Origin of the sequence: Clostridium sp. Ade.TY (assembly GCF_000498355.1) — a bacterium.
GTDB lineage: Bacteria > Bacillota > Clostridia > Clostridiales > Clostridiaceae > Clostridium.
Window position 1 is genome coordinate 157775 of the sequence record NZ_AVSV01000016.1, and the last position, 24844, is coordinate 182618.

The following is a 24844-nucleotide window of genomic DNA, read 5'->3' on the forward strand; positions in this document are numbered from 1 at the left end:
TTAAGGAGGTCAAATATAAAATGAAAGCTACAGGAATTGTAAGACGTATAGATGACTTAGGTAGAGTGGTTATACCAAAAGAAATTAGAAGAACTTTAAGAATAAGAGAAGGAGATCCACTTGAGATTTTTACAGACAGAGAAGGAGGAGTTATTCTTAAAAAATATTCACCAATTGGTGAACTTACAGATTTTTCAAAAGAATATGCTGAAAGTTTACAACAATCAATCGGACATATAGTTTTAATAAGTGATAAAGATGCATTTATTTCAGCAAGCGGTGTACCTAAAAAAGATTATATTGATAGAAAAATAAGCAATGAACTTGAATCTATTATGGAGGCAAGAAAGCCAGTATTACTAGGAGAGGGAAGTCAAAAAGTAATTCCATTACATACTGATGAAGAAGTAACAGAAATGACATCACAAGTTGTAGCTCCAATAATAGCAGAAGGAGATGCAATTGGCGCAGTAATAATTTTATCAAAGAAATCAGGTGAAACTTTAGGTGAATTAGAATTAAAATTAGCTGAAACAGCAGCATCCTTTTTAGGAAAACAAATGGAACAATAAAAACATATTATAAATTTAGTTAAAATAATGAATAAATAGTAATAATGCCTCTGAACTTACAATAATAATTATTAGTAAAACAAAAGTTTGGAGGTATTTTATGAAGAAACAATCCTTAATAAAAGGAAGTATAATATTAGGAACAGCAGGGATTTTTGCAAGGTTTCTAGGTGTGTTTTTTAGATGGCCTCTTATTATGTTAATAGGAGATGAAGGAATGGCCTTTTATCAGATGTCATATCCTTTATATATGTTTTTTGTAGCAATAGCATCAGGTGTTCCTGTTGCTATATCAAAAATAGTATCTGAAAATAATGCTGTAGGTGATATAGAGGGAAGTTTTAAGGTTGTAAAAGAATCTACTTATATGATGCTTATATTAGGTGCTGGTACAAGCTTTTTCTTATTTTTCTTTGCAGATTTTATAATAAAATTTGTAGAATGGGATCCTAAAGCTTATTATTCAATAATAGGAATATCATTTGCTCCATTTATTATATCTATAATGACGATATTTAGAGGATTTTTTCAAGGTCTTCAAAATATGACCCCATCAGCTGTATCTCAAATATTAGAGCAGGTTGGAAGAGTAATATTTGGTGTTGGACTAGCTATTTTATTTCTTCCAAAAGGAATAGAGTTTGCAGCAGGAGGAGCAGCTTTTGGTGCAGCAGCAGGAGGGTTATTTGCTGGTGGATATTTATATATAAAATATAAAAAAGTAAAAAAGCAATGCGGTATTAAAAAAGTAAAAAGCGATATAGATGTAATGAGTAAAATACTTAAAATTGCAATTCCGATATCGTTAGGTGCTACTGTTGGTACAATAATGAGCTTAATAGATTCTATATTTATACCACAAAAGCTTTTAGAAGCTGGTATTATGAGAAGTGAAGCCAATATCTTATATGCCCAACTTACAGGTAAAGCATCTGTAATTGTAAATATTCCAATGACATTATCTATGGCATTATCAATTTCATTAATTCCAATAATTGCAGAAGAATTTATATTAAGAAGAAGAAAAAATGTAGAAAATAAAACTAATCTTGCAATAAAAATATCAACAGTAATAGCAATACCATGTATGTTTGGAATGTTTTTTATGGCAGAACCTATAATGAAACTTATATTTCCTGGTAGGCATGAAGGATTTGAAATACTTAAATATTTGTCTATAACAATTCCATTTATAATATTAACTCAAACTACTACAGCAATACTTCAAGGCGTAGGTAAGTATATATTACCAGTTATAAATCTTTTTATAGGATGCCTAATAAAATTAATTTTAACTATAAAATTAGTACCAATTCCTGAATTAAATATATATGGGGCGGTTATAGCAAGTATAGTTGCATACGTTGTAACAACAGCACTAAATATAGGATTGTTAAAAGTAACTTTAAAAACTAGAATAGATACTTTAAACAATATAATAAAGCCTACAATAGCATCACTTATAATGGCTATTGTAGTTTTAATATCATATAAAAAAATAATAATTTATACAATGAGTAATGGGGTATCTTGCTTAATATCAGTATTTTTAGGTATTATAATATATATGGCCTTAATTGTTGTAATGAAAGTTTTTGATGTCAATGAGGTAAAAAGCAGAATTTACAAAAAATAATAAAAAAGGAGAAATACCTAATGATTAAAATAGTCGGTTTAGGACCAGGAGCTAGCGATGCACTTACAGTAGGTGCTTTAAGAGTTTTAGAAGAAAGTGAAAATATATATTTTAGAACAGAAATTCATCCAACAGTTGATTTTATAAAATCAAAAAATATAAAGTTTAATACTTATGATCATTTTTATGATAGTGGAAAGAGTTTTGATGAAGTTTATAAAAATATAGCAGAAGATTTAATAAAAGTTTATAAGGAATGTGGCGATGTAGTTTATGCAGTGCCAGGACATCCTTTGGTTGCAGAAAAATCAGTATCAAATATTATGGAACTTTGTGATAAAGAAAATATAGAGTATGAAATTTTACCAGCAGTTAGTTTTGTTGATGCTATGATGGATAGATTAAAAATAGATCCTATAGAAGGTTTAAAAATTATTGATGCATTTGATATAAACAATCAAATATTAGATAAAAGAATTGGAACTATAATAACACAAGTTTATAATCCTTTCATAGCATCAGAAGTTAAGCTTAAATTATTAGAATGTTATGATGATGAAACAGAAATAATTTATGTAAGAGCAGCAGGAATAGAAGGACTTGAAAGTATAAGAAAAATACCAATATATGAATTGGATATGCAAGAAGATATAGATTATTTAACTTCACTTTATATACCAAAAGATTTAAATAATAAAAAGGATATAAATGATTTAATTGCACTTATAGACTTATTAAGAGGGGATAATGGTTGCCCTTGGGATAGAGAACAAACTCATGATAGTTTAAAAGATTCTATAGTTGAAGAGAGTTATGAAGTTAAAGATGCCATTGAAAAAGAAGATGAAGATGCATTAATAGAAGAATTAGGAGATGTTTTATTGCACGTAATATTCCATTCATCAATAGGTAAAGAAGATGGATATTTTGATTTTAATGATGTAGTTTTAGGAATATACAATAAAATGATAGAAAGACATCCACATATTTTTAGTGAAGAAAATGTAGATGATTCAAGTGAAGTAATTAAGAACTGGGACGAGATAAAGAAAGAAGAAAAAGGTTTTGAAACAGTTACACAAGAATTAGAAGGTGTTGCTAAAGCTTTACCTGCTTTAATAAGAGCTCATAAAGTTCAAAATAAAGCTAGAAGAGTTGGATTTGATTGGGATAACGTAGAAGATGCATCAAAAAAAGTAACGGAAGAATTAAATGAAGTATTAGAAGTATATAATACTGGAAATAAGGATAAAATAACAGAAGAAATGGGAGACTTACTATTTGCTTGTGTTAATGTTTCAAGATTTTTAGATGTTAATGAAGAAGAAGCATTAAATAAGACAATAGATAAGTTCATAAAAAGATTTAGTTATATAGAAAGTGCCGCACTTAAAAATAATAAAGAATTAGAAGAAATGACATTAGAAGAAATGGATGAACTTTGGAATAAAGCAAAAAAACAAGAATTGGAGTAGATTTTAGAAGGAATTTTAAAGCCTTTGTAGAATATATAATTCAATGAAATTCTATATTTCCAAGATAATGTATTTAATTTGCTTTTTTTTACAAAAATATATAAATATTTATTCATTGAGTGTAGACGAGAGTAAAAAGTAATAATATAATAAGATAATGTAAGTGTAGTACATAAAAGATTAGTTACTACTATAAATAATATATAACTAGTTATTTAAGGAGGATGTAATTGTGAATAAAGCAGAATTAATCACTAGCATGGCTGAAAAGTCAAAGTTAACTAAAAAAGATGCAGAATTAGCTTTAAAGGCATTCATAGAAAGTGTTGAAGAAGCTTTAGAAAATGGAGAAAGAGTTCAATTAGTTGGATTCGGAACTTTCGAAACTAGAGAAAGAGCTGCTAGAGAAGGAAGAAACCCAAGAACTAAAGAAATAATCAAAATTCCAGCATCAACTGTTCCAGTATTTAAAGCTGGTAAAGAGTTTAAGGAAAAAGTTAATAAATAATTTTTTGAACCCGAGGTAACTCGGGTTCTTTTATAAATTAAATTTTAAATAAGAAAATAGACATTAAATGATAATTTATATATTTTTGGATTAAGAATAATATTTTTTACAAATAATATTTAAGAAGGTGATTTTGTGAGATTAGATAAATATTTAAAAGTTTCAAGACTAATAAAGAGAAGAACAATTGCAAAAGAAGCTTGTGAAAGTGGAAGAGTTTTTATTAATGGAAAAGTTGCAAAATCAGGAACTAAATTAAAAGAAGGCGATATAATCGAAATAACTTTTGCAAATAGAAGTTTAAAAGCAGAAGTTATTAATATAGTTGAGCATGTAAGAAAAGAAGATGCAAAAGATATGTATAGAATAATAGATGGTGAAGAAATAGACTAATTTTATAAGTTTCTAAGATATTAATTAAGAATATAGATATGTATAAAAACATATATTTCTTAATAAGAACAATATCTTAGAAGGAGAATAAAATGGAAAGAAAACCTGAGTCTATACAATTGTGTAAAAGCTTTATGACACTTGAAGATAGAAAAAAGCTTTCATTAACTGGGGTGGATGAAGTTTTAAGTTTTGATGAAGATAAAATAGTTTTAAATACTATACTAGGTAGACTTAAAATAAATGGTCAAGGCCTAAAAATGAATAAACTAGATGTTAAAAATGGAGATGTAACTGTAGAAGGCTACATTGTTAGCATAATTTATCAAGGCAAGGCAAAAAAGAAACATAAAAAACTAAATTTAAAAAAACTTATAGGTAGGGAATAAAAATGCCTTTAGAGTTAGAAGTTCAGTTTGAGATTATAATTTATGCATTAGCTTCTGGAATTATAGTAGGAGTTCTTTTTGATATATATAGAATAATAAGGGGAAATGATGGACATAAGATTATAATAGCAATACAAGATATATTATTTTGGTTATTATGTTCTATTATTATTTTTATATTTTTGCTTTACACAAATTATGCTTTTTTAGGAACCTATGTTTACTTGTGCATGGGATTAGCTTTATTCATATATTTGAAACTTTTTAGTGGTATAGTGTATAGGATAGAAAGTACCGTTTTATCAACTGTTAGGTCCATTATAAGGTGTAGTTTTAAAACTTTTAGCTATCCTATTAGAATTATGTGGTCTAAGATTTTAAACAAAAACTAAATATAATTAAAAATAACTTGAATTAAAGGTTCAGAGTGTTTAAAATATATTTATAGAAGTTAAAAAATGAGGTACTATGGATGATAAAAAAGATAAAAGGGAAGAATTTAATAATATTATTGCTATGCCTTGTTTTTTTGTTTGGTTTTATTAGACAGGAAAGAGCTATTAAAAGAATAGAAAATGAAATAGCAAATAAGCAAACAGAATTAGAAACATTAAAGAAAAAAAACAAGCAACTTGAAGAAGAAGTGAAAAGTGCTAATTCTGATGAATATATTGAGACCTTAGCGAGAGAAAGGCTTAATATGGTTAAGTCTGGAGAGAAAATCGTAAATTATAAAAAAGAGGACTCAAAGACTAAAGATTAGGTTATTAAAAATAACATATATATATTTTTAAATTAAGGAGGAGTCTTTTAAACATGACCTTAGAGGCAGGAAACATATTAGAGGGTACAGTGGTAAATATCACTAATTTCGGAGCTTTCGTAGAATTAGAAGGCGGAAAAACAGGTCTAGTTCATATATCAGAAGTAGCAGATTCTTTTGTAAAGGACATAAGACAACATTTAAAAGAACAAGATAAGGTAAAGGTTAAAGTTATATCAATTGATGATAATGGAAAAATTAGCTTATCAATAAAGCAAGCCGAGCCAAAACAAAAGAAATCAGTTAAACCAGCTGAATTTGATTGGGTAGGAGAAAAGAAAAAAGCTGCTGGAAATTTTGAAGATAAAATGTCAAAGTTTTTAAAAGATAGCGAAGAAAGAATGCAAGATGTAAAAAAACATCAAGACTTCAGAAGTAAAAATGGTAAAAAATCATTTTAAAAAGTAGATCATCATATAAATTTAATATATAAATCTATATAAGTAAAAAGCCTTAGATAAGAAAACTACAGGCTTTTTATTGTTTTAAAAATAAAATAAAATAAATTTTAAAAAAAATGTTGACAGTTATATGGCTATAATATATAATAACTATTGTCGTCAGGAAATGACAGAGAGAAACGCATGCCGAAGTGGCGGAACTGGCAGACGCACAGGACTTAAAATCCTGCGGTGGTTAAACACCGTACCGGTTCGATTCCGGTCTTCGGCACCAAGTTTTTCTAAACAAAATATAATATCGCGGGGTGGAGCAGTTGGTAGCTCGTCGGGCTCATAACCCGAAGGTCGTAGGTTCAAGTCCTGCCCCCGCAACCACATTGTGGCGGAATAGCTCAGCTGGCTAGAGCATTCGGTTCATACCCGAAGTGTCGTAGGTTCAAGTCCTATTTCCGCTACCAATTAACTTGCCGAAGTGGCGGAACTGGCAGACGCACAGGACTTAAAATCCTGCGGTGGTTAAACACCGTACCGGTTCGATTCCGGTCTTCGGCACCAAGTTAATTTTTTGAAAACAAAATATATAATATCGCGGGGTGGAGCAGTTGGTAGCTCGTCGGGCTCATAACCCGAAGGTCGTAGGTTCAAGTCCTGCCCCCGCAACCAAAATTTTTGGCGGAATAGCTCAGCTGGCTAGAGCATTCGGTTCATACCCGAAGTGTCGTAGGTTCAAGTCCTATTTCCGCTACCAATGCCTTGCCGAAGTGGCGGAACTGGCAGACGCACAGGACTTAAAATCCTGCGGTGGTTAAACACCGTACCGGTTCGATTCCGGTCTTCGGCACCAAAGATCTAAGATTTTTTCTTAGATCTTTTTTATTTGTAAAAATATTCTTACTTTTAGTATACGTAAAATTTTGCAGATCCAAATAGGATCTTTTTTATTTACAAAAAAATAGTTATTTTATATTGAAAAATTATGCATAAAAAAATATTTTAATAAATAACAAAAAATAATATATATTGACATAAGTTAAAATTTAATAAAAATAGTCTTAATCCTTAGGTTTACTTAAATTGGTAAAGTTTTTTATAAATTAAAATAAATATCGAAAAATAAAATTAAAGATGGAAAATAGAATTTGTTAAAGAATATTGTCTTACGAAAGTTTTAATGATTAACATAAAGTGACATATATCGAAAAGGTACCTTGTTATAATTAAATTACAATTTTTGGTAATTAACGGAGGGGGATATATGCAATACGGACTTAGTGGGGGAAGAATAAAAGGATTAAGTAAAAAAAATAGCAAAAAATTAGAATTTAGAGAAGGTGCTTTAACTTTATGTGTTATATTTGTAACTTCCATATTATTAAGTAGAGTAACTATAATGTTTGGAGAAGGAGATATATCAGGAGTTTCTCCTTTTGGGTTAGCCTTTTTAATAAGTATGGTTATGACAAAATCGCAAAATAAAATAATATCATCAGCAACTGGAGCTATTGTTGGATATTTTACAGTTAATGCAACGCTAAGTGATGGTTGGGTATATTTAACTACTGTATTGATTATATTAGGATATAATTTTTTCATAAGTAAAATAAAAAAGAATGCAAATGAAGGAATTTTATTTACATTAATATTTTTAAGTTATATGATATATGATTTAATGATAATAAAATATGATTTTGGTGTTAGTGTTACTATAGCAATGCTTAATACTATTTTAATTGTACCAGTATATTTTATTGTAAAGTATAGCTTAAAGTGTATTGGAGAATACAATACTAACTATTTCTTTAGTACAGAAGAAATAATTAGCATATCAATAATAATATGTTTGATGGCTGCTGGAATAGGGGGAGTTTCATTAGCTGGAGTTTCAATAAAAAATATAATATCATTGGCAATTGTAATTTCTATAGGATATATTGGTGGATCTTCTAATGGAGCGGCAATTGGTATAACTATGGGAGTAATACTTGGAATAACATCTGGCGATATGATAAGTGGCATTGGAATTTATGGAAGTGTTGGATTAATAGTAGGTTTATTTAAAGATACAGGTAAAATCTTTTCCTTTTTATCATCTATGATAGTATTTTTGATTTTATCATTGTACTCAAAAGGGTTATATATGGAAGGTATTTTTGAAATATTAATTGGAGGTTTTATATTCTTATTAATACCTAAGAAAATATTAAAAACTTTAGAATTAGAACTTTGTAAAGAGACAAAAATTGATATTATGCAAGAAGAACACCTAAATCAAATAAAGGATGAATTTACAAGGAAAGTTCAAGGATTTGAAAATACTTTAAGTGTTGTATCAAAATCTTTAAGAAATATATCTGATAATGATAAGCTTTCATATAAAAATAGAAGTACTGCTTTAATTGAAAATTTAGCTGATAGAGTTTGTGAAAATTGTGAAAGTTGTAATAAGTGTTGGGATAGAGAATTTACTCAAACGTATAATGCTTTTCAATTATTATTAAAAGGAAGGGAAGAGGGAAGAGATTATTTTCCTATAGAGTTAGAAAAGAAATGTATTAATAAGTATGATTTAATAAGAAATTCAGAAGATGTATTAAATATATTAAATGCTAATGAAATAACAAAAAGAAAATTAACAGAAGGACGATTACTTATATCAAACCATCTAAATAATATGTCAAATAATTTATATAATATGGTTGGAGATGTGAAGAGAGATATAAGTTGGTGTTTGGATGTTGAAAGAATAGTTAGAAGGGAACTTAATAAAAATTCTATAAAGTATAAGGAAGTTTTTTGTTTCAATGATAAAGGTGGGAAAATTAACATAAAAATAAATATGGAAAACTGTTCTAGAGGAAATTATTGTTCTAAAAACGTCTTACCAGTAATAAATAAAGTAATGAGAAATCCTATGATGATAAGTGAGGAAGGATGTAGGATACAACCTAATAATAAGGAATGTTCAATACTTTTAAAAGAAATGCCAAAATTCAGAGTAACTTCATATGCTGGAGTTAGAGTAAAAGAAGGAGAACAATATACTGGAGATACTTGTACTTTTGGAAATTATCCAGGTGGAAAATATGCAACTATATTAAGTGATGGTATGGGGTCAGGCCCAGAAGCAGGTAAAGAAAGTAAAATAACTGTTGATTTAGTAGAAAAATTTATAGAAGAAGGATTGGGTATAGATACAGCATTAGATACTGTAAACTCTATAATGAGTATGAAATTTGAAGAAGATGAGAAGTTTGCAACTTTAGATTTAAATACAATAGATTTATATACAGGAAAAGCTAATTTTTATAAAGTTGGAGCTGCTGCAAGTTTTATAAAGAGAGGAAATAAAATAAATAAAATAGCATCAAATATGCCACCATTTGGTTTAGTTGATAAAATAGAAGTTGAAAGTGTTGAGGAAACAATAAAAGGTGGAGATTTAATAATAACATTAAGTGATGGTGTTCTAGATGTAGATAAAAATGGTGTTGGGGATTCAAGATGGCTTGAAGAGTATTTACTTAAAAATGATAGTGAGCCTAAAGATCTTACTATGGATATATTAGAATATTCAAGAGAAATTAATGGTGGAAAAATAAAAGATGATATGACAATTATAGTTTCAAAGGTTTATTCAGTATATTAATAAACATAATTTAAATATTTAATGTTTGGAGGCTGGTATTTAAAATACAAAGTTTGCACAAGTTTGACTAAGATTTAGAGAGATAAAGTTTTATTCTAAATTAGGTTTATTATTTTAGTAACAAAAAAAGCTGGCTTTAAAGTCAGCTTTTGTTATTATTATAAGATATATTAAATTAATATATTTATACATTTAATACATATAATTTTAATATTACAAAAAACATAATATAATGTATGATATAAATAAAGAAAAGTTATAATTTAACAAAGTTTACATAGGAAGTGGTATGATGGTTACGGATTTTATTAAATATATTGATGAAAATAATCTTTTAAATAAAGGTGATAAAGTATTGGTTGGTTTATCAGGAGGTCCAGATTCCGTATGCTTATTACATTTATTGAAAAGTATAGAGGATAAATATGAATTAAAAATTGGAGCAGCGCATATAAATCATATGTTAAGAGGAGAAGAAGCTTTAAAGGATGAAGAATATGCAAAAAATCTTTGTGAGGGTTTAGGTGTTGATTTTTATAGTATAAGAATTGATGTTGATAAAATAGCAAAAGATAGAGGCGTATCTACAGAAACTGCAGGAAGAGATTGTAGATATGGATTTTTTAATTCAATAAAAGATAAAAATGGATATACTAAAATAGCAACAGCACATAATGCAAATGATCAAGCGGAAACCATACTTATGAGAATAATGAGAGGAACAGGCCTTGAAGGATTAGGAGGAATTCCTGTATTTAGAGATAATTTATACATAAGGCCAATATTATTTTTAGAAAGAGAATATATAGAAAAATATTGTAAGGATAATAATTTAAATCCTAGGATAGATAAGACTAATCTTGAAAATATATATAGTAGAAATAAAATAAGATTAGACATACTACCATATATGAAAAAACATTTTAATAGTGATGTTGTTAAAGCTATAAATAGAATGAGTTTATTACTTCAAGAGGATAATGAATTTATAGATAATGAATCAAAAAAAGCTTTTGAAAGATACTGTGAAGTAAAAGAAGATGAAATAATAATAAGAGAAGAATTATTTGTAGAAGAAAGGGCAATAATTACTAGAGTGATAAGAAAATCATTAACTATGCTTTCAAAAAGTGAGTATGATTTTGAATTAAAACATATAAAAGAAGTTATAGAGCTTAAAGATATGGGAACTCATAAGAGAATAGATTTACCTAATAATATATTTGCAGAAAATATATATGGGAAAATATACATAAGAAAAAAAGATAGATTAAAAAAGATTGATAATCAAATAAAGGATGAAGTTATAAAAAAAGAGGATTTAAATAATCTGAAAACAAACTTTTTAGGTTGTTTAATTGAATTTAAAGTAAAAACTAAAGAAAAAAGTTTAAAATTTGAAAATAATGACTTAATTAAGTATTTTGATTATGATAAAATTAATGGGTATGTTACTATCAGAAAAAGGAAAAATGGTGATAGAATAACTCCTTTAGGAATGAAAGGAAGTAAAAAGCTTAAAGACATATTTATAGATATGAAAATACCTAAAGATTATAGAGATGAGATTCCAGTTATTCAATTTGATGATGAAATAGCTTGGGTTGTTGGGCTTAAAACATCAAATGTGTTTAAAGTAACTAGCGATACAAAAAATATTATTAAAATAGAGTTTAAAAGAGAGGAATTATAAACATGAGAGAAGACGTTAAAAAAATATTATTTGATGAAAAACAGTTATCTGAAAAGGTTAAAGAATTAGGAAGTAAAATTAGTGAAGATTATAAAGGTAAAGACTTACTTGTAGTTGGTGTTTTAAAAGGATCTGTTTTATTTGCATCAGACCTTATAAAAAACATAACTATTCCATGTGAAATAGACTTTATGGCTGTTTCAAGTTATGGTAATTCAACAGAAACTTCAGGAGTTGTTAGAATATTAAAGGACTTAGATCACAGTATAGAAGGTAAGCATGTTCTTTTAGTTGAAGATATTGTAGATAGTGGAGTAACATTAAACTATCTTTTAAAATACTTAAAAGCTAGAAGAGCTGAAAGTATAGAAATAGTATCATTATTAAATAAACCTGAAAGAAGAACTGCTGATTTAGAAGTAAAATATATAGGTTTTGAAGTTCCAAATGAATTTATAGTAGGTTATGGAATAGACTATGCAGAAAAATATAGAAATTTACCTTATATAGCTATATTAAAAGAGGAAGTATATAATAAATAGATTTTAAAAAATTGTATAAAGAAAATACCTATGTTAAAATTTAAAAATAATTAAAAAGAGAGGGGGGCCTTGAATGAAAAAATATTCAAGCGCAGCTGTATGGATTGTCGCATTAGCTGTTCTGATTTTTGCATCAGTTGCCATGTGGGAAACAGGAAATAAGGCAGATACTATTTCATATAGTTCGTTCCAACAGAAGTGGAATTCAAACCAAATAAGCAAGATATATGTTCGTGAAGATAAAATGACTATTGAAGGTGTTTTGAATGATAATAAGAAGTTTATAACATATGCACCTAATGAATTAGTTAATAAGTTAATAACTGATGCTGCAAAAGGAGATATTAAGGTAGAGTTTGAAAAACCATCAAATACAAGTGTATGGTTATCAATAATACCAACTGTTTTAACGATTGTATTATTTTTAGTTCTTTTATTTGTTATGACACAACAGTCACAAGGTGGCGGTGGTGGAAGAGGTGTAATGAACTTTGGTAAAAATAGAGCTAAAGTTGCAACGCCAGATTCTAAAAAAGTAACATTTAAAGATGTTGCTGGTGCTGATGAAGAGAAACAAGAATTAGAAGAAATTGTTGATTTCTTGAAAGAACCTACTAAATATACAGAAATGGGAGCTAGAATTCCAAAAGGAGTTCTTTTAGTTGGACCTCCTGGAACAGGTAAGACTTTACTTGCAAAAGCTATAGCTGGAGAAGCTGGAGTACCATTCTTTAGTATATCAGGTTCAGACTTCGTTGAAATGTTTGTTGGTGTAGGTGCATCAAGAGTAAGAGATCTTTTTGCAGATGCTAAAAAGAATGCCCCTTGTATAGTATTTATAGATGAAATAGATGCTGTAGGTAGACAAAGAGGTGCTGGACTTGGCGGAGGACATGATGAAAGAGAGCAAACCCTTAATCAATTGCTTGTTGAGATGGATGGATTTGGTATGAATGAAGGAATCATTATGATTGCAGCAACTAATAGACCAGATATATTAGATCCAGCTCTTTTAAGACCAGGAAGATTTGATAGACAAATAGTTGTTGGAGCACCTGATGTTAAGGGAAGAGAAGAAATACTTAAAGTTCATACTAGAAAAAAACCTTTAGCAGAGGATGTAAAACTTGATGTTTTAGCTAAAAGAACACCAGGATTTGCTGGAGCTGATTTAGAGAATCTTACTAATGAAGCAGCATTACTTGCCGTTAGAAGAGGCGATAAGGCAATAACTATGCAAGATATGGAAGAAGCTATAACAAGAGTAATTGCAGGTCCAGAAAAGAAAAGTAGAGTTATTAGTGAAAAAGATAGAAAACTTACAGCTTACCATGAAGCTGGTCACGCTGTAGTTATGAAGTCATTAAAATTCTCTGATCCAGTTCATGAAATAAGTATAATACCAAGAGGTAGAGCTGGTGGATATACTATGCATTTACCTGATGAAGATAGAGCATATACATCAAAATTAAGATTAAAAGATGATATGGTTGGACTTCTTGGAGGTAGAGTTGCTGAGAAACTTATTTTAGGTGATATAAGTACTGGAGCTAAAAATGATATAGATAGAACAAGTGCAATAGCTAGAAGTATGGTTATGGAATATGGTATGAGTGAAAAGCTTGGAACAATATCATACGGTGCAGATCAAAATGAAGTATTCTTAGGTAGAGATTTAGGAAGAGGAAGAAATTTCTCAGAAGAAATTGGAGCTGAAATTGATAAGGAAGTTAAAAATCTTGTTGATGAAGCTTATGTAAGAGCTGAAAAAATTCTTAAAGAAAATATATCTAAGTTACATGCGGTAGCAGTAGCACTTCTAGAAAAAGAAAAATTAGAAGGTGAAGAATTCGAAAGAATTTTTGAAGAAGCTTAAAAAAGAGAGTCTATAAATAGACTCTCTTTTATTTTCTGGGAAATAAATAAAAATACATATAATGTTTAAAATAATAATATAAAAAGTTTGAGATTTTTTAATTAAATACGAACTATTTTATAAAATTAAATTATAATGTACGATATATTTGTTTTAAAATAATATTTTAGATGGTATACTCTGGATAAATGATGTATAATAAAATATATTTATTTAAAAAGAACGAATATTATTTAAAGAAAAGAGGTTATGGTATTGAAAAGTGATATAAAGATAGCTCAAGAAGCGAAAATGGAACCAATAATAAAAATTGCTGAAAAGTTAAATTTAAAAGATGATGATATAGAACTATATGGGAAATATAAATGTAAAATATCATTAGATACTTTAAATGATAACGAAAAAAACACTAAAGGTAAGTTAGTACTTGTAACAGCTATAAATCCAACTCCAGCTGGTGAGGGGAAATCAACAGTAACTGTTGGACTTGGAGATGCTTTAAGTAAAATGGGGAAAAATAGTGTTATAGCATTAAGAGAGCCTTCACTTGGGCCTGTATTTGGAATTAAAGGAGGAGCAGCAGGTGGTGGGTATGCACAAGTTGTTCCTATGGAAGATATAAATTTACATTTCACAGGAGATATGCATGCAATAACAGCAGCTAATAATTTATTGGCGGCTGCTATAGATAATCATATACATCAAGGAAATGATTTAAAAATAGATTCAAGAAGAATAATTTTCAAAAGAGTTATGGATATGAATGATAGAGCTCTTAGAAATATAGTAGTTGGAATGGGCGGAAAAATAAATGGATTCTTAAGAGAAGATGGATTCATGATAACAGTAGCATCAGAGATAATGGCAATTCTTTGTTTAGCTAATGATTTGAATGATCTTAAGGAAAGAATGGGCAATATATTAATTGCTTATAATTTAGATGGAGAACCTGTTTATGCAAAAGAATTAAATATTCAAGGTGCTATGGCATTACTTATGAAAGATGCAATAAAACCAAATTTAGTTCAAACATTAGAAAATACACCAGCTATAATTCATGGCGGGCCTTTTGCTAATATCGCACATGGATGTAATTCAATACTAGCAACTAAACTTGCCTTAAATTTAGGTGATATAGTTGTTACGGAAGCTGGCTTTGGTGCTGACCTTGGGGCAGAAAAATTCTTAGATATAAAATGTAGATATGGTGATTTAAACCCAGAATGTGTTGTAATAGTAGCTACAATAAGAGCTTTAAAACATCATGGTGGAGTTAAGAAAGATGAATTAAACATTCCTAATGTTGAAGCACTAAAACTTGGAATATCAAATTTAGAAAAACAAATTGAAAACATACAAAAATATAATGTGCCAGTAGTTGTTGCTATAAATAGATTCCTTACAGATAGTAATGAAGAAATACAATTCATTAAAGAGTTTTGTAAAGAAAAAGGAGTAAGAGTTGCACTTTCAGATGTTTGGGCAAAAGGTGGCGAAGGCGGACTTGAATTAGCTTCAGAAGTTTTAGATGTATTAAATAGTAATGAAGCTGATTTTAAAGTTTTATATGATGAAAAAGATAGTATAGAAAATAAAATTTTAAAAATAGCTAAAGAAATATATGGAGCTAATAATGTAAATTATACTCCAGTTGCTAAAAAGCAAATAGCAGAACTTGAAAAATTTAAATTAGATAAGTTACCTATATGTATGGCAAAAACACAATATTCATTATCAGATAATCCAAGTTTACTTGGAAAGCCAGAAGGTTTTGATATAACTGTAAAAGAAGTTAGAGTATCAAATGGAGCTGGATTTATTGTTGCATTAACAGGAGATATAATGACTATGCCAGGACTTCCTAAAGTTCCTGCTGCAAATAAAATGGATATATTAGACAATGGGGAAATTGTTGGATTATTCTAATAATCTGTTAAACTCTTGACAAATACTGCCGAATTGTTAAAATTATATTGTTAAAATTAAGTTAGTTTATTGTAATAAAAGCAGCTTTGATTATAGCTGCTTTTAACTATATTAAGGTGGTGCTTTTATGATTTTGCTTGTCGATGTAGGGAATACTAACATAGTGTTAGGAGTAAACAAAGATGATAACTATATAGCAAGTTGGAGAATATCAACAGATGCAAAGAAAACATCTGATGAATATAGCATTCAAGTAATGCAATTATTCTCACAAAATGGTTTAAATCCAAAGGAAGTAAAAGGTATAATAATATCATCAGTTGTGCCTAATATAATGCATTCCTTAGAGAACATGATAAGAAAATGTTTTTGTAAAGAGCCTATAATTGTAGGTCCTGGAATAAAAACAGGAATAAATATAAAATATGATAATCCTAAGGAAGTTGGAGCAGATAGAATAGTAAATGCTGTTGCAGCTTTTGAATTATATAAAAAACCAAACATAGTAATTGATTTTGGTACAGCAACAACATTTTGTGCAATAACAGAAAAAGGTGATTATTTAGGTGGATGTATTGTTCCGGGTATAGGTATATCATCAGATGCATTATTTGAAAGAGCGGCAAAGCTACCAAGAATAGAGCTAGAAGTACCAAAAAATATTATATGTAAGAATACTATTGTAAGCATGCAAGCAGGTATTTTATATGGATATATTGGGCAAGTTGAATATATAGTAAATAAAATGAAAAAAGAAATGAGAAACAAATGTTCAGAAGAACCTATAGTTATAGCAACTGGAGGTTTAGCTAATTTAATAGCAAAAGAAACAGATGTTATAGATATAGTTGATGGAGACTTAACATTAGAAGGGTTAAGATTAATATATAACAAAAATAAGGAGTAATACTTGTATGAAAATAGGAAATCTAGAATTTAAAAATAATGTATTTCTAGCACCTATGGCAGGAGTGACAGATATTGCTTTTAGAGGTCTTTGTAAAGAACAAGGATGTGGATTAGTATATACAGAAATGGTTAGTGCAAAAGCACTTTTTTATGGAAGTGAAAATACTAATAAACTTTTAAGAATAGCAGATGAAGAGAGACCAGTTGCTGTTCAAATATTTGGACATGAACCAGATATTATGGCAAAGATGGTTGAAGAACATTTTAATAAGAGAGATGATATTTGTATTATAGATATAAATATGGGGTGTCCAGCTCCTAAGATAGTTAAAAATGGAGATGGTTCAGCTCTTATGAAAAATCCAGAATTAGCTGCTGAAATAGTTAGAAGGGTAAAAAGTGTTTCAAATAAACCTGTAACTGTTAAATTCAGAAAAGGCTTTGATGAAGATAATATAAATGCAGTCGAATTTGCGCGTGCTTTAGAAAAGGCAGGAGCTGATGCTATTGCTATACATGGTAGAACTAGAAAGCAAATGTATGAAGGAAAAGCTGACTGGAATATAATCAAAGAAGTTAAAGAAAGTGTAAATATACCTGTTATAGGAAATGGTGATGTATTTACACCAGAAGATGCATTAGAGATGAAGAAACTTACTAATTGTGATGGAATTATGGTTGCAAGAGGAAGTATGGGTAATCCATGGCTATTTAAACAAATTGAAAGAGTGTTAAATGGAGAGGAACCTATAGAAATAACTCCAGAAGAAAAGATTAATATGTGCATTAGACATTACGAACTTGCTATAAAGTATGATGGTGAGCATAAAGCCATAAGAGAAATGAGAAAGCATGCATCTTGGTATATAAAAGGATTACCTAAGTGTACAGAAATAAGAAATGTAATGAATACATTAAATGATAGCGAAGAAGTAATGAAACTTCTAATTGATTATAAAAATGAATTAAAAAATTTAAAGATGAGATAAAATAATAGCTTTTGAATAAAGTTTTTACTTTATTCAAAAGTTGTATTATTTTTAAACATAAAAAGAATTAATTTATACTATATATGAATAAAGTATATATGAATTTGGAGATATAATATATAGTATGTAATTGTTTAAAGCTACTAGCTTTATTGACATATTATATGCCCTGCTTTATAATATTTTAAATGAATTTCAATATTTGTAGGGCTCTAATAGTTTGAAAATATTATATTAAAATATAGACCGATTTAGGTTATTAAAGGGGAGTTAAATATGAGTGAAAAGAAGAAATTTGTAATGACTTACGAAGGCGTAAAGAAACTTGAAAACGAACTAGAATACTTAAAGACAGTTAAAAGAAAAGAAATAACTGAAAAGATAAAAGTAGCATTAGGATACGGAGATTTAAGTGAAAACTCAGAATATGATGAAGCTAAAAACGAGCAAGCATTTACAGAAGGAAGAATTCTTCAATTAGAAAATATGCTTAAAAATGCTGAAGTTGTAGATGAATCAGAAATACCATCAGACGTTGTATCAGTTGGTGTTAAGGTTAAAGTTAAAGACTATGAATTTGACGAAGAAGTTGAATATACAATAGTAGGTTCAGCAGAAGCAGACCCAATGGAATTTAAAATATCAAATGAGTCACCAGTTGGAGCTGGACTTATTGGTAAAAAAGTTGGGGATATCGTTGAAATAACAGTACCTGATGGAGTTAATAAATACGAAGTATTAGAGATAAGTAGATAATAACGGAGGGATAATTAATGTCAACTGAGGAAATGAATGTACAAGAATTAGAAGCTCAGTTAAGTGAACAAGAAGCACTTAGAAGAGAAAAGTTAGCTGAATTACAAGCAGCTGGAAAAGATCCATTTGACGTATACAAAGTGGAAAGAACTCATAGTTCAGAAGAAGTTAAATCAAACTTCGAAGAATTAGAAGGCAAAGTTGTAACAGTAGCAGGAAGAATAATGTCAAAGAGAGGACAAGGAAAAGTTGTATTCTCAGACATTCATGATAGAGACGGAAAAATCCAATTATTCATAAAAATTGATGCTGTTGGAGAAGATAATTTAAAAGCTTATAAGAGTTTTGACTTAGGTGACTGGGTTGCAGCAACAGGAGAAGTATTTAAAACTAAAACTGGAGAAGTTTCAGTTAAAGTTACAGATTTCGAATTAACTTGTAAATCATTAAAACCACTTCCAGAAAAGTTCCATGGATTAAAAGATCCTGACTTAAGATATAGACAAAGAGAAGTGGATATAATAACTAACCCAGAAGTAAAAGATACTTTCATAAAGAGAACAAAAATAATAAAAGGTATAAGAGAATTCTTAGATAATAGAGGATTCTTAGAAGTTGATACACCAATACTTTCACCAATAGCTGGTGGTGCAGCTGCTAGACCATTTATAACTCATCACAATGCATTAGATATAGATATGTATTTAAGAATTGCTACAGAGTTATACTTAAAGAGATTAATAGTAGCTGGATTTGAAAAAGTTTATGAAATGGGTAAAAACTTCAGAAATGAAGGAGTTTCAGTAAGACATAATCCAGAATTTACTGCTATAGAATTATATCAAGCATATGCTGATTATAATGATATGATGGAAATTATGGAAAATATGATTGCTTATGTATGTGAAAAAGTAAATGGAACTACTAAAGTAATTTACGAAGGAACAGAAATAGACTTTAAACCACCATGGAGAAGAATCACTATGGTTGATGCTGTTAAAGAATATGCAGGAGTAGACTTTAATGAAATTAAATCAGATGAAGAAGCTCAAGCTATAGCTAAAGAAAAGAACTTAGAATTCCCAAAACCACTTGATAAAGTAACTAAGGGAGAAGTTCTTAACATGTTATTCGAAGAATATGGTGAATCAAAATTAATTCAACCAACATTCTTAGTTGACTATCCAGTAGAAATCTCACCTCTTACTAAGAAAAAGAGAGGAAATGAAGAATTTACTGAAAGATTTGAAGGATTCGTATATGGAAGAGAAGTATGTAATGCATACTCAGAACTTAACGATCCAATAGTTCAAAGACAAAGATTTGAACAACAAGCTAAGGAGAGAGAATACGGAGATGATGAAGCATACATGTTAGACGAAGAGTTCATGAGTGCTTTAGAAACAGGTATGCCTCCAACAGGTGGACTTGGAATAGGTATTGATAGAATGATAATGTTCTTAACTGATTCATCATCAATAAGAGACGTTATTTTATTCCCAACAATGAAACCAGCAAAATAGTTAATATATTTAAGGATATCTCATTAGGGATATCCTTTTTATATTTATTTGATAAAATAAAAATATTTTTATAGATTAATACAAGGCGGTTTACGACTAAATTATAATTAATAAAAACATATTATTAAAAATATAATATAAAAAGTTTTAAAAAAATAGTTGCATTTTATAAAAAAGATGATATAATATCAAATGTAGCAAACATTCCGCGATAGCTCAACGGTGGAGCACTCGGCTGTTAACCGATAGGTTGGAGGTTCGAATCCTCTTCGCGGAGCCATTTTAATTTTGTTTGATACTTAAAATATTCCGCGATAGCTCAACGGTGGAGCACTCGGCTGTTAACCGATAGGTTGGAGGTTCGAATCCTCTTCGCGGAGCCATTTTAATTTTATTTAATACTAAAATATTCCGCGATAGCTCAACGGTGGAGCACTCGGCTGTTAACCGATAGGTTGGAGGTTCGAATCCTCTTCGCGGAGCCATTTTTTTATTTAGACTAGAATTTTTCGCAGTGATTTTTAATCACTGCTTTTTTATTAAATAAATTTATATGCCTTGACATATAAAAACCTTTTGGTAAAATTAATTTATGATTTAAAATTTAATAGATGCGTTGATAAAGAAGAGTAGATTTATATTTATTTATAGAGAGATGATGGTAGGTGCAAATCATTAATAAATTAAATTGAAGGGAGCTTTTGAGCATTTTAGTTAGAAAGTTGGGCTTTAGCCAAGAAGGGTGGAACCGCGGAAAGTTTTTCGTCCCTTTATTGTGCTTAAGGCTTTTTTTATTATAAAAAAATTTTTTGGAGGGATTAACAATGGCAGTAGAAAAGACTATGGAAAAAATAGTTTCACTATGTAAGAACAGAGGATTTATATTCCCAGGTTCAGATATATATGGTGGACTTGCAAACTCATGGGATTACGGTCCTTTAGGAGTAGAATTTAAAAATAACGTAAAAAAAGCATGGTGGAAGAAATTCGTTCAAGAAAGCCCATACAACGTAGGAGTTGATTGTGCTATCTTAATGAACAAAGAAGTTTGGGTAGCATCAGGTCACTTAGGTGGATTCTCAGATCCATTAATGGATTGTAAAGAATGTAAGTCAAGATTTAGAGCTGATAAATTAGTTGAAGATCATATGACTGAAAGCGGAGTAGAAGTTGCTTCAGCAGATGGTATGTCAAATGAGCAATTAAAAGCATACATAGAAGAACATAATATAGTATGTCCTAAATGTGGAAAGATGAACTATACTGAAATAAGACAATTCAACTTAATGTTTAAGACTTTCCAAGGAGTAACTGAAGATGCTAAAAATGAAATATACTTAAGACCAGAAACAGCTCAAGGTATATTTGTAAACTTTAAGCAAGTTCAAAGAAGTTCAAGAAAGAAAGTACCATTTGGTATAGCACAAATAGGTAAATCATTCAGAAATGAAATTACACCAGGTAACTTTACATTTAGAACAAGAGAATTTGAACAAATGGAATTAGAATTCTTCTGTAAACCAGGAACAGATTTAGAATGGTTTGAATACTGGAGAGGATACTGCTGGAACTTCTTATTAAACTTAGGAATGACTAAAGATTCATTAAGATTAAGAGATCATGAAGCAGAGGAATTATCATTCTATTCAAAAGCAACATCAGATATAGAATATTTATTTCCATTTGGTTGGGGAGAACTTTGGGGAATAGCTGATAGAACAGACTATGACTTAAAGAAGCATGAAGAACATTCAGGTCAAGATATGAGTTACTTAGATCCTTCAAACAATGAAAGATATGTACCATATTGTATAGAACCATCATTAGGAGCAGATAGAGTTGCTTTAGCATTTTTAGTTGATGCTTATGATGAAGAAGACTTATCAACAGAAACAAAACAAGATTCAAGAGTTGTAATGCACCTTCATCCAGCACTTGCACCATTTAAAGCTGCTATATTACCTTTATCAAAGAAATTATCAGATAAAGCTTTAGAAGTTTATGGAGAATTAGCTAAGAAATTCAATGTAGATTTTGATGAAACAGGAAGTATCGGTAAGAGATATAGAAGACAAGATGAAATTGGTACTCCATTCTGTATAACAGTAGACTTTGATACATTAGAAGATGAAGCAGTAACTGTTAGAGATAGAGATTCAATGGAACAAGAAAGAATAAAGATAGAAGAATTAGAAGCTTATATAGCTAAGAGTTTAGAGTTTTAGTATATAACTTTAATTAGTATAAGGAGTACTTATTTTAAGTGCTCCTTATATTTTAATATTAAAAATAAATAAAATTTTTATGTGAATAGTTTTTTATATTAAAAATAGGATAATATCAATATAGAGAATAATGAAAATTTTGGAGGGTATAAAGATGGCTGAGATATTAAATAAAAAAGTATTTAATTTTTATGGAGAAATAGAAGTACCTAAGGAACTAACTAAATTTATAAATAAAAATGAAAATATATTATTTGCAATAAAAACATTTAGAGATGCGGCAATAATTACAGATAAAAAGATATTAATATGTGATAAGCAAGGATTAACAGGTAAAAAGGTTGAATATTTTGTAATACCATATAGCAAAATAGTTACATATTCAATTGAAACATCAGGAAGATTTGATTTAGATTCAGAAATAAAATTAACTTTATCTGGTGGACTTGAAATAGAACTTCAATTTTTAAAAGATAAAAATATGAATGATCTTTTATTTAAAGTATTTAATGTAATAGATTCATATATAATAAAATAAAAAAAGCACTTAAATAGTGCTTTTTTATTTTATTATATTAAATCATTGAATTTTAATAGAAAACAAAATTAAACTATTTATATTTTGTTAAATTGGTATATATGATGCTGTAGAGTAGTTAAAAATAATAATATATAGTGTTATAATTAGAAACAAATGGGACAAAATTAAAAAAAGACTCATAATATAATTAAGTTAAGGCAAGGAAGACTTGGAGGCAAAGTATGAGAAAAGATTTTAAAGAGTTTAAAGATTTTATAAAAGGTAAGAAAGTAGCTGTAGTAGGTATAGGAGTTAGTAACATTCCTCTTATAAATTTTTTAGTTGAATTAGATGCAAAAGTAACTGCTTTTGATATGAAGACAGAAGATAAACTTGGATCTATAGCTGAAGAATTTAAAAATAAAGGTGTTTGTCTTTCACTTGGAGAAAATTATTTAGATAATTTAAGTGGATTTGATGTTGTATTTAAAACTCCATCCATGAGAATAGATTGTGATGCTTTGGTTAAAGCAAAAGAAGAAGGTGCATACATAACATCAGAGATGGAAGAATTCGTTAGATATTGCAAAGGAAAAATTTATGGTGTAACAGGTAGTGACGGAAAAACAACAACAACAACTATAATATCAAAATTATTAGAAAAACAAGGATATAAAACTTGGGTTGGAGGAAACATAGGAACACCTCTTTTTGCTCAAATAGAAGATATAAAGAAAGAAGATATGGTAGTTTTAGAATTATCAAGTTTTCAACTTATGACTATGGACTTACCTATAGATGTAGCTATATGTACAAATTTAGCTCCTAACCATTTAGATATGCATAAAGACATGCAAGAATATATAGATTCTAAGAAAAATATATTCTTATATGGAGAAAAGAATGGAGTTTTAGTTGTAAATAGAGAAAATGAAATAACTTATTCATTTGAAAAAGAAGCTAAAGGTGAGGTTAGAGAATTTAGTTCAAAAAGAGTCTTAAAAAATGGAGCCTATTATGAGAACGGAAAACTTTACTTAGAAGGAAAAGAAGTAATAAGTAGAAATGAAATATTATTAAAAGGAATGCATAATGTTGAAAATTACTTAGCTGCCTTTATAGCAACTAAAGATGATGTTGAAATAAATACAATGATAGAAGTTTGTAAAACTTTTGGTGGTGTTGAGCATAGATGTGAATTAGTTAGAGAAATTGATGGTGTCAAGTATTATAATGATTCAATAGCATCAAGCCCTACAAGAACATTAGCTGGATTAAAAGCCTTTGACGAAGAGGTAATTTTAATAGCTGGAGGATATGATAAGCATATTCCTTTCAAACCATTAGCTGATGAAGGTTATAAATTTATAAAAACTTTGATTTTATTAGGAGATACAAAAGAAAAAATTAAAGAAGTATTTAATGTTCTAAAAGAAGAAAAAGGAATAGAAATAAAAATTATAGAAGTTAATGATTTAGAGGAAGCAGTTTCAAAGGCAAGAGAGATTTCAAAGAGTGGTGATATAATAACATTATCACCAGCTTGTGCATCATTTGATATGTTCCCTAACTTTATGGCTAGAGGAGATAAATTCAAAGAAATAGTTAATGCTTTAAAATAATGACAAAAAAAGCTACACATAAGTGTAGCTTTTTTTGCTTTTAGTATTAAATTTAATTAAATTAAGCTTGTAGTTTAAGAGTAAATACAAGGAAAACTCAAAATAAATATGAGAAAATGTATTAATAAATGACAAAAATAAGGATAACTGAACCTAGTGTATCTTAACTAGAAAACTATAGTAATTATGAGAAATAATTAGAAATAATCTGATAATTTAATGAAATGAGTAGTTTTTAAAAAATGTGTCTAAAATAATCATGATATTATAATATCCGTCGTCAGGTGATGGCGACAACGCAAAACACTTTCAAGTTTGATTGAAAAAACTTTTTAAAAAAGTTGTTGACAATAAGAAACTTAAGTGTTAATATATAAAAGCGGTCAACGGAACCGCACAGATCTTTGAAAATTGAACAGA

Annotated in this window: 21 protein-coding genes, 10 tRNA genes and 1 other annotated feature; all 31 genes read left to right on the plus strand. The window is 28.8% G+C overall.

Annotation, left to right across the window (positions count from 1 at the left end; translation table 11 throughout):
• The first annotated feature begins 20 nt into the window (after positions 1-20).
• The 31 genes from spoVT to murD all read left to right on the plus strand — a co-directional run bounded on the left by spoVT (position 21) and on the right by murD (position 24424).
• A complete protein-coding gene (gene spoVT / locus O212_RS0105770) occupies positions 21-572 on the plus strand; it encodes a stage V sporulation protein T (RefSeq protein WP_024614192.1) in 552 nt (183 codons plus the stop codon).
• A 100-nt stretch (positions 573-672) separates the two neighbouring features.
• Positions 673-2208: a polysaccharide biosynthesis protein gene (locus O212_RS0105775; protein ID WP_024614193.1), complete on the plus strand. Its 1536-nt coding sequence runs from the start codon at positions 673-675 to the stop codon at positions 2206-2208.
• Positions 2209-2228: 20 nt separating this feature from the next.
• Complete coding sequence (gene mazG, locus O212_RS0105780; RefSeq protein WP_024614194.1) at positions 2229-3683, plus strand: nucleoside triphosphate pyrophosphohydrolase; 1455 nt, start codon at positions 2229-2231, stop codon at positions 3681-3683.
• 232 nt (positions 3684-3915) lie between these two features.
• Positions 3916-4191 (plus strand): HU family DNA-binding protein, encoded by a 276-nt coding sequence (locus O212_RS0105785; RefSeq protein WP_024614195.1) that lies wholly within the window; start codon positions 3916-3918, stop codon positions 4189-4191.
• Between the two features lie 135 nt (positions 4192-4326).
• Entirely contained in the window at positions 4327-4584 is a 258-nt protein-coding gene (locus O212_RS0105790) for an RNA-binding S4 domain-containing protein (RefSeq protein ID WP_024614196.1), read from the plus strand.
• A 92-nt stretch (positions 4585-4676) separates the two neighbouring features.
• Positions 4677-4973: a sporulation protein YabP gene (gene yabP / locus O212_RS0105795; RefSeq protein ID WP_024614197.1), complete on the plus strand. Its 297-nt coding sequence runs from the start codon at positions 4677-4679 to the stop codon at positions 4971-4973.
• Positions 4974-4975: 2 nt separating this feature from the next.
• Complete coding sequence (yabQ, locus tag O212_RS0105800; RefSeq protein ID WP_024614198.1) at positions 4976-5365, plus strand: spore cortex biosynthesis protein YabQ; 390 nt, start codon at positions 4976-4978, stop codon at positions 5363-5365.
• Between the two features lie 80 nt (positions 5366-5445).
• Positions 5446-5736: a septum formation initiator family protein gene (locus tag O212_RS0105805; protein WP_024614199.1), complete on the plus strand. Its 291-nt coding sequence runs from the start codon at positions 5446-5448 to the stop codon at positions 5734-5736.
• A gap of 53 nt (positions 5737-5789) precedes the next feature.
• Positions 5790-6197 (plus strand): S1 domain-containing RNA-binding protein, encoded by a 408-nt coding sequence (locus O212_RS0105810; protein ID WP_024614200.1) that lies wholly within the window; start codon positions 5790-5792, stop codon positions 6195-6197.
• Positions 6198-6382: 185 nt separating this feature from the next.
• Positions 6383-6471, plus strand: a tRNA-Leu gene (locus O212_RS0105815).
• A 25-nt stretch (positions 6472-6496) separates the two neighbouring features.
• Positions 6497-6572 (plus strand) — tRNA-Met (locus tag O212_RS0105820).
• A 6-nt stretch (positions 6573-6578) separates the two neighbouring features.
• Positions 6579-6655: transfer RNA gene (locus O212_RS0105825), tRNA-Met, on the plus strand.
• Between the two features lie 8 nt (positions 6656-6663).
• Positions 6664-6752 (plus strand) — tRNA-Leu (locus tag O212_RS0105830).
• 32 nt (positions 6753-6784) lie between these two features.
• Positions 6785-6860 (plus strand) — tRNA-Met (locus O212_RS0105835).
• Between the two features lie 8 nt (positions 6861-6868).
• Positions 6869-6945: transfer RNA gene (locus tag O212_RS0105840), tRNA-Met, on the plus strand.
• Positions 6946-6952: 7 nt separating this feature from the next.
• Positions 6953-7041, plus strand: a tRNA-Leu gene (locus O212_RS0105845).
• Positions 7042-7452: 411 nt separating this feature from the next.
• Positions 7453-9843, plus strand: a complete 2391-nt coding sequence (gene spoIIE, locus O212_RS0105850; RefSeq protein ID WP_024614201.1) for a stage II sporulation protein E — start codon at positions 7453-7455, stop codon at positions 9841-9843.
• Between the two features lie 292 nt (positions 9844-10135).
• On the plus strand, positions 10136-11536 hold the full coding sequence (gene tilS / locus O212_RS0105855; protein ID WP_024614202.1) for a tRNA lysidine(34) synthetase TilS: 1401 nt from the start codon (positions 10136-10138) through the stop codon (positions 11534-11536).
• 2 nt (positions 11537-11538) lie between these two features.
• Positions 11539-12078, plus strand: a complete 540-nt coding sequence (hpt, locus tag O212_RS0105860; protein WP_024614203.1) for a hypoxanthine phosphoribosyltransferase — start codon at positions 11539-11541, stop codon at positions 12076-12078.
• 73 nt (positions 12079-12151) lie between these two features.
• Complete coding sequence (gene ftsH, locus O212_RS0105865) at positions 12152-13954, plus strand: ATP-dependent zinc metalloprotease FtsH (RefSeq protein WP_024614204.1); 1803 nt, start codon at positions 12152-12154, stop codon at positions 13952-13954.
• Positions 13955-14209: 255 nt separating this feature from the next.
• Positions 14210-15880 (plus strand): formate--tetrahydrofolate ligase, encoded by a 1671-nt coding sequence (locus O212_RS0105870; protein ID WP_024614205.1) that lies wholly within the window; start codon positions 14210-14212, stop codon positions 15878-15880.
• 127 nt (positions 15881-16007) lie between these two features.
• On the plus strand, positions 16008-16787 hold the full coding sequence (locus O212_RS0105875; RefSeq protein ID WP_024614206.1) for a type III pantothenate kinase: 780 nt from the start codon (positions 16008-16010) through the stop codon (positions 16785-16787).
• 7 nt (positions 16788-16794) lie between these two features.
• On the plus strand, positions 16795-17778 hold the full coding sequence (gene dusB, locus O212_RS0105880; RefSeq protein WP_024614207.1) for a tRNA dihydrouridine synthase DusB: 984 nt from the start codon (positions 16795-16797) through the stop codon (positions 17776-17778).
• 276 nt (positions 17779-18054) lie between these two features.
• Entirely contained in the window at positions 18055-18534 is a 480-nt protein-coding gene (gene greA, locus O212_RS0105885; RefSeq protein ID WP_024614208.1) for a transcription elongation factor GreA, read from the plus strand.
• Between the two features lie 17 nt (positions 18535-18551).
• Positions 18552-20057, plus strand: coding sequence for a lysine--tRNA ligase (gene lysS / locus O212_RS0105890; RefSeq protein ID WP_024614209.1), 1506 nt, complete (start codon positions 18552-18554; stop codon positions 20055-20057).
• A 205-nt stretch (positions 20058-20262) separates the two neighbouring features.
• Positions 20263-20337 (plus strand) — tRNA-Asn (locus O212_RS0105895).
• Positions 20338-20365: 28 nt separating this feature from the next.
• Positions 20366-20440 (plus strand) — tRNA-Asn (locus O212_RS0105900).
• A 27-nt stretch (positions 20441-20467) separates the two neighbouring features.
• A tRNA-Asn gene (locus O212_RS0105905) sits at positions 20468-20542 on the plus strand.
• Positions 20543-20664: 122 nt separating this feature from the next.
• Positions 20665-20830: a binding site (T-box leader), on the plus strand.
• 51 nt (positions 20831-20881) lie between these two features.
• Positions 20882-22282, plus strand: a complete 1401-nt coding sequence (locus tag O212_RS0105910) for a glycine--tRNA ligase (protein WP_024614210.1) — start codon at positions 20882-20884, stop codon at positions 22280-22282.
• A gap of 154 nt (positions 22283-22436) precedes the next feature.
• Positions 22437-22820 carry a PH domain-containing protein gene (locus O212_RS0105915; RefSeq protein ID WP_024614211.1) on the plus strand — a complete coding sequence of 128 codons (384 nt, stop codon included), beginning with the start codon at positions 22437-22439 and terminating at the stop codon, positions 22818-22820.
• A gap of 224 nt (positions 22821-23044) precedes the next feature.
• A complete protein-coding gene (murD, locus tag O212_RS0105920) occupies positions 23045-24424 on the plus strand; it encodes a UDP-N-acetylmuramoyl-L-alanine--D-glutamate ligase (protein WP_024614212.1) in 1380 nt (459 codons plus the stop codon).
• The last annotated feature ends 420 nt before the right edge of the window (positions 24425-24844 follow it).

Excerpts from the sequence above, each read along its gene's own strand:
- lysS (WP_024614209.1), top strand. The coding sequence starts at position 18,552 with ATGTCAACTGAGGAAATGAATGTACAAGAATTAGAAGCTCAGTTAAGT.
- greA (WP_024614208.1), top strand. The coding sequence starts at position 18,055 with ATGAGTGAAAAGAAGAAATTTGTAATGACTTACGAAGGCGTAAAGAAA.
- O212_RS0105775 (WP_024614193.1), top strand. The coding sequence starts at position 673 with ATGAAGAAACAATCCTTAATAAAAGGAAGTATAATATTAGGAACAGCA.
- O212_RS0105810 (WP_024614200.1), top strand. The coding sequence starts at position 5,790 with ATGACCTTAGAGGCAGGAAACATATTAGAGGGTACAGTGGTAAATATC.
- ftsH (WP_024614204.1), top strand. The coding sequence starts at position 12,152 with ATGAAAAAATATTCAAGCGCAGCTGTATGGATTGTCGCATTAGCTGTT.
- spoVT (WP_024614192.1), top strand. The coding sequence starts at position 21 with ATGAAAGCTACAGGAATTGTAAGACGTATAGATGACTTAGGTAGAGTG.
- yabP (WP_024614197.1), top strand. The coding sequence starts at position 4,677 with ATGGAAAGAAAACCTGAGTCTATACAATTGTGTAAAAGCTTTATGACA.
- tilS (WP_024614202.1), top strand. The coding sequence starts at position 10,136 with ATGGTTACGGATTTTATTAAATATATTGATGAAAATAATCTTTTAAAT.
- hpt (WP_024614203.1), top strand. The coding sequence starts at position 11,539 with ATGAGAGAAGACGTTAAAAAAATATTATTTGATGAAAAACAGTTATCT.
- murD (WP_024614212.1), top strand. The coding sequence starts at position 23,045 with ATGAGAAAAGATTTTAAAGAGTTTAAAGATTTTATAAAAGGTAAGAAA.
- spoIIE (WP_024614201.1), top strand. The coding sequence starts at position 7,453 with ATGCAATACGGACTTAGTGGGGGAAGAATAAAAGGATTAAGTAAAAAA.
- dusB (WP_024614207.1), top strand. The coding sequence starts at position 16,795 with ATGAAAATAGGAAATCTAGAATTTAAAAATAATGTATTTCTAGCACCT.
- O212_RS0105805 (WP_024614199.1), top strand. The coding sequence starts at position 5,446 with ATGATAAAAAAGATAAAAGGGAAGAATTTAATAATATTATTGCTATGC.
- mazG (WP_024614194.1), top strand. The coding sequence starts at position 2,229 with ATGATTAAAATAGTCGGTTTAGGACCAGGAGCTAGCGATGCACTTACA.
- yabQ (WP_024614198.1), top strand. The coding sequence starts at position 4,976 with ATGCCTTTAGAGTTAGAAGTTCAGTTTGAGATTATAATTTATGCATTA.
- O212_RS0105875 (WP_024614206.1), top strand. The coding sequence starts at position 16,008 with ATGATTTTGCTTGTCGATGTAGGGAATACTAACATAGTGTTAGGAGTA.
- O212_RS0105910 (WP_024614210.1), top strand. The coding sequence starts at position 20,882 with ATGGCAGTAGAAAAGACTATGGAAAAAATAGTTTCACTATGTAAGAAC.
- O212_RS0105915 (WP_024614211.1), top strand. The coding sequence starts at position 22,437 with ATGGCTGAGATATTAAATAAAAAAGTATTTAATTTTTATGGAGAAATA.